Source organism: Streptomyces sp. NPDC018026 (assembly GCF_044327745.1).
In the GTDB taxonomy this organism is placed as follows: Bacteria; Actinomycetota; Actinomycetes; order Streptomycetales; family Streptomycetaceae; genus Streptomyces; species Streptomyces rubrogriseus.
In genome coordinates, this window is record NZ_JBIRFY010000025.1 from 52689 (window position 1) to 57449 (window position 4761).

Annotated in this window: 2 protein-coding genes and 1 pseudogene; 1 reads left to right on the forward strand and 2 read right to left on the reverse strand. The window is 71.3% G+C overall.

Annotation, left to right across the window (positions count from 1 at the left end; all coding sequences use genetic code 11):
* Positions 1 to 144 precede the first annotated feature (144 nt).
* Together ACH4D3_RS39815 and ACH4D3_RS39820 are read right to left on the reverse strand one after the other, a co-directional pair.
* Positions 145 to 588, reverse strand: coding sequence for a flavin reductase family protein (locus ACH4D3_RS39815; protein ID WP_398332658.1), 444 nt, complete (start codon positions 586 to 588; stop codon positions 145 to 147).
* A gap of 175 nt (positions 589 to 763) precedes the next feature.
* The gene (locus ACH4D3_RS39820) at positions 764 to 1615 is read right to left on the reverse strand and encodes a mycofactocin-coupled SDR family oxidoreductase (protein ID WP_398332655.1); all 852 of its coding nucleotides are present in this window, start codon (positions 1613 to 1615) and stop codon (positions 764 to 766) included.
* A gap of 552 nt (positions 1616 to 2167) precedes the next feature.
* Between ACH4D3_RS39820 and ACH4D3_RS39825 the strand changes: the two are divergent.
* A pseudogene (locus ACH4D3_RS39825) lies at positions 2168 to 4761 on the forward strand (type I polyketide synthase); the annotation flags it as partial.

A 4761-nucleotide genomic window follows, 5' to 3' on the forward strand; every position in this document is an offset into this window, starting at 1 on the left:
CGGGGGGGGGGGCGCCCCAAACCCCCCCCCCGCCCCCCCCCGCGGGCGCGGCCCATCGATGCGGGGGGGGGGGGGGGGCGGCCCCCCCCCCGGCCCCCCCCCCCACCACCAGCCCTTGGCCGTTCACCGCGCGGCGGGCAACGGTCAGTGCGCCAGGCTGTGGAAGCCCCGGCGGAAGTACACCGCCGGAGCGTCGTCACGCAGCCGGACGTCGCGCACCCGGCCGATCAGGATCGTGTGGTCGGCGACGTCGTGACGGACGTGCGCCTCGCACTCCAGCACCGCGGCGGCCTCCTCCATCACGGGGTGGCCGTCCGAGTTGGGCGCGAAGTCGCTGCGGCCGAACTTGTCCGCGCCTCTCGTCGCGAACCGCGTGGCCAGGTCCGCGTGCCGGTGCGGCACCACCTGGATCACCCACGACTCGGCCTTGTCGAAGGCCGCGTGGCACTGGGCGGAGTGCGCCAGGCACACCAGGACCATCGGCGGGTCCGCGGACAGCGAGCAGAACGACGTGGCGGTGAACCCGCGCCACACACCCTGGTCGTCGGTGGTGGTCACGATGGTCACGCCACTCGGGTACGAGGCCATGGCCTCCCGGAACCGCGTCGACACTTCCTCAGTCGACACTTCCTCAAGGGAAGCTGCCGCGGCTGCCGGACTCGGGACGGCTTGCGTCATCCGGATTCCTTCCGTCGGTGCCCGGATCGGGGTCACCGCCGCTCCCCCGCTCACCGGGGCAACGGCGGTGTGGTGAAGGCACGCCTCACTTGCCGTTCTTGACCACTGCCCCGCCGTCGACCCGCATCTGGGTGCCGGTGACGTAGCGGGACTCGTCGGACGCGAGATAGGCCACCGCGTGCGAGACGTCGATCGGTTCCACGTAGGGAATGGGCTGGGCCTGCACCATCGAGAAGCCCGGCTCGGCGTCCTGCGCCACCGGGTGCTCCAGGTCGGGGCGGAACACCTTGTACATCGCCTCGTTGTGCAGCATCGGCGTGTTGACGTTGGTCGGGTGCACCACGTTGATCCGCAGGCCCCGGGGGGCCAGGAAGGGAGCGAACCAGTTGACGTAGTGACCGAGCATCTGCTTGGTGAAGGCGTAGCCGATGCCGCCCGGGCCCATGCCGCCCGGGTCGCTGCCGTAGGACGCGAAGAACGCGGCCGCGGAACCGATCAGGATGATGGAGGCGCCCTCCTCCAGATGCGGCAGGGCGGCGTGCACCGTGTTGAGTGTGCCGCTGAGGTTGACGTCGACGGCCTCGGCGAACGCGGTCAGCGGACGGTCGGCACCGACGGGACCGATCGCGGCGTTCGCCACGACCACGTCGAGCCGGCCCAGCTCGGCGACACCCTCGTCGATCGCCCGGCGCAGCGCCGCACGATCCCGGGTGTCGGCCAGCTTGGTGACCACCCTGCGGCCGGTCTTCTCGACCAGGCGGGCCGTCTCCGCCAGTTCCTCGGCCGTGCCGAGCGGGTACTCGACGACCTCGATGTCCTCGCCGATGTCGATCGCGATGATGTCGGCGCCTTCCTCGGCCAGCCGCACGGCGTGGCTGCGCCCTTGCCCGCGTGCCGCACCCGTGATGACGACGACCTTGCCTTCTACCCGGCCCATGGGGCCCTCCAGACGGTCTGCTGTAGTGACATGACGGACGGCGGACCGGCACACGGGCCCGGGGCAGTCGAAGGGCTGCCGAAAAGACGCGGAGGACACCCGGAACTCCGGAGTGCCCTGGGAGCGCGCCATACGCCGACTCGGAATTCTTTGTACCGTCTCGATGCCGTCAACAGGCGGGAGCCGTCCCCCTATTCATGCGCGGAATGACGACTTTAGGGGCCCGGAAAGGCCCGGCTCGCACCGCTCACCTCGTCCGACCGGGCCTCATCAGGGGCTCACGGCCAGGACTTCTTAAGGGGCTTCTTAGGGGGTACGTCCGCACGTCACTGCCCTACCGTGGGCTGAGCAGCGCCGTTCCCCCACGCGGGCCCGCACCACCGGGCGCCCCGCACGCATGCCCGCCCGGTTTCCGTTACGGCAGCCGGATTGTTCCCGGGACGACTGCCGGGCCGTTCCGATCCGGCAACCGCGTCGCAGCATCCGGCCCCGTCGGCGCTTCGACGCCTGTCCAGATATTCACCATGTGACACGGGAAGTGGGAAAACCGAGATGGCAAACTCCGACCAGCGGCTTGTCGAGGCACTTCGGACATCCCTCAAGGAAGCGGAGCGACTGCGCGGGCAGAACCGGAAGTTGTCGGCCGCGATGCGCGAACCGATCGCGATCGTGGGGATGGCGTGCCGTTTCCCGGGTGGCGTGGCCTCGCCCGAGGACCTGTGGCGGCTGGTGTCGGACGGGGTGGACGCCGTGTCGGAGTTCCCCGCAGACCGCGGCTGGGACGCCGGGGTGTACGACCCCGAGCCCGGGCACGAAGGCAAGACGTACGCGCGCGAAGGCGGATTCCTGCACCACGCGGCGGACTTCGACCCCGACTTCTTCGGTATCAGCCCGAACGAGGCGCTGGTCATGGACCCGCAGCAGCGCCTGCTCCTGGAGACCGCGTGGGAGGCCCTCGAACGCGCCGGCATCGACCCGCTGACCCTGGCGGGGAGCGCGACCGGCGTGTTCGCCGGAACCATGTACCACGACTACCCCTACAGCAGCGCCGCCGGCTCCATCACCTCCGGTCGGATCGCCTACACCCTCGGCCTTGAGGGCCCCGCGGTCTCCGTCGACACGGCATGCTCCTCGTCGCTGGTCGCCCTGCACCTGGCCGCGCACGCCCTGCGGTCCGGCGAGTGCTCCCTGGCGCTCGTCGGCGGCGTCGCCGTGATGTCGACGCCCGAGGTCTTCGTGGAGTTCAGCCGCCAGCGCGGCCTCTCCAAGGACGGCCGGTGCAAGTCCTTCTCCGAGTCGGCCGACGGCGTCGGCTGGGGTGAGGGCGTGGGCATGCTGCTGGTGGAGCGCCTGTCGGACGCGCGCCGCAACGGTCACCCGGTGCTGGCCGTGGTGCGCGGCAGCGCCATCAACCAGGACGGCGCCAGCAACGGCCTGACCGCCCCGAACGGGCCCTCGCAGCAGCGGGTCATCCGCCAGGCACTGGCCGGGGCGGGGCTGACGTCGGGCGACGTGGACCTGATCGAGGCGCACGGTACGGGTACGACGCTGGGCGACCCGATCGAGGCGCAGGCGCTGCTGGCCACCTACGGCCAGGACCGTCCCGAGGACCAGCCGCTGTGGCTGGGCTCCATCAAGTCCAACATCGGTCACACGCAGGCGGCGGCGGGCGTCGCGGGCATCATCAAGATGATCATGGCGATGCGTCACGAGACGATGCCCAAGTCCCTGTACTCCGACCAGCCTTCGTCCAAGGTGGACTGGGACGCGGGTGCTGTGGAGCTGTTGACGGAGGCGCGGGAGTGGCCTGCGGCGGAGGAGGGGCGGCCGCGGCGTGCGGGTGTGTCGTCCTTCGGGATCAGTGGGACGAACGCGCATGTGATCGTGGAGGAGCCGTCGGCGGTGGAACCGGTGGAGGCGGAGACTCTGGGTGCTCCGGTGGGGTCGTCGGCGGTGCCGTGGGTGGTGTCGGGGCGTGGGGTGCCTGCGGTGGTGGCGCAGGCGGAGCGGCTGGCCGGGTGGGTGGGTGAGCGGCCGGAGTTGTCGCCGGTGGATGTGGGGTTGTCGTTGGTGTCGTCGCGGGCTGCGTTGGAGCGGCGTGCGGTGGTGGTGGGCCGGGACCGTGACGAGCTGCTGAGCGCCCTGGCCGGGGTAGAGGGCTCGGTGGTGCGGGCCCGTCCCGGGGGCCGGACCGCGGTGGTGTTCACCGGTCAGGGCAGTCAGCGGCTGGGCATGGGCCGGGAGCTGTATGACGCCTTCCCGGTGTTCGCGTCGGCCTTCGACGCGGCATGCGAGCAGCTGGACGGTCTGCTGGGCCGGTCGTTGCGTGAGGTGGTGTGGGGCGAGGACGCGGAGCTGCTGAACCGGACCGTGTTCGCACAGGCCGGGCTCTTCGCCGTGGAGTCGGCGTTGTTCCGGCTGGTGGAGTCGTGGGGTGTGCGCCCGGATGTGGTGGCGGGGCATTCGATCGGCGAGGTGACCGCCGCGCACGTGGCCGGAGTCCTGTCGCTGGAGGACGCGGCGACGCTGGTCGCGGCACGGGGCCGGATGATGGATGCGCTGCCGCAGGGTGGGGCGATGCTGGCCGTGGAGGCCACCGAGGACGAGGTTGTGCCGGTGCTGCCCGAAGGGGTGGGGATCGCCGCGGTCAACGGGCCCACGTCCGTGGTCGTCTCCGGCACCGAGACCGGCGTGGAGACGGTGGGTGAGCACTTCACGGGTCTGGGGCGGAGGGTGAGCCGGCTGCGGGTCTCGCACGCCTTCCACTCCCCGCTGATGGAGCCGATGCTGGACGAGTTCCGTACGGTCGTGGCGTCGCTGTCGTATGCGGAGCCGACTGTGCCTGTGGTTTCGAATGTGTCGGGTGCTGTGGCGGGTGCGGGGGAGTTGACGGATCCGGGGTATTGGGTGCGGCATGTGCGCGAGCCGGTGCGGTTCGCGGACGGGGTTGGTGCCCTGCGTGAGCTGGGTGTGGTGCGGTTCGTGGAGTGCGGACCCGACCCGGTGCTGACGGGCCTGGCCCGCCAGACCCTGGACGCCCTCGGCACGGGGGCGGACGAGGTGGTGTTCGCGCCGGTGCTGCGCAAGGACCGGGCGGAGGATGTGACGGCGGTGACGGCGCTGGGGCAGGTGTTCGCCTCGGGCGG

Bases quoted from the DNA above. Each gene is read 5' to 3' on its own strand.
- ACH4D3_RS39815 (WP_398332658.1), bottom strand. From the start codon at position 588: ATGGCCTCGTACCCGAGTGGCGTGACCATCGTGACCACCACCGACGAC.
- ACH4D3_RS39820 (WP_398332655.1), bottom strand. From the start codon at position 1,615: ATGGGCCGGGTAGAAGGCAAGGTCGTCGTCATCACGGGTGCGGCACGC.